General features: G+C 44.4%; 1 protein-coding gene. It reads left to right on the top strand.

Translation table 11 applies throughout. The features are described from left to right. The first annotated feature begins 30 nt into the window (after positions 1 to 30). On the top strand, positions 31 to 396 hold the full coding sequence (locus AC3DOM_RS16910) for a four helix bundle protein (RefSeq protein ID WP_487920210.1): 366 nt from the start codon (positions 31 to 33) through the stop codon (positions 394 to 396). Positions 397 to 520: the final 124 nt, after the last annotated feature.

Genomic DNA, 520 nt, shown 5'->3' with positions numbered 1-520 from the left:
TTATGGAGTAAGAAATAGGGAGTAGGGAGTATGGGCGTAGCGAAATTTAAGGATTTGATTGTCTGGCAGGAAGCGCATCAATTTGTGTTGATGGTTTATGGCATTACGAAAAACTATCCGAGCGAAGAAAAGTATGGGCTGGTCTCGCAAATGCGACGGGCGGGTGTTTCCATCCCTGCGAATATTGCCGAAGGTTTCAAAAGACAAGGAATTCAGGATAAAATTCGTTTCTACAATATCGCCGAGGCTTCTCTCGAAGAGGTGAAATACTTTTTGATCCTTTCCAAAGACTTGAACTACATCTCATCAAACGAAAGTGAATTTACGCAAGCCGAATCTGTCGGCAGGCTACTCAACGGCTTAATCTCCAGTACCCGACGCCGTAAAAAAACCTAACCCCCTACTCCCTACTCCCCTACTCCCATACGAGGAAAAATGAGCAAGAAAAAAAAGACAAAGAAGAAAACAACAAACCGCCCAAAAGGATGGCTGATTGCCCCAAAACAGATAGACGCCTGGA

The sequence above is a fragment of the Candidatus Desulfolinea nitratireducens genome, assembly GCF_982879505.1.
This window is presented reverse-complemented; position numbering and strand designations above follow the sequence as displayed.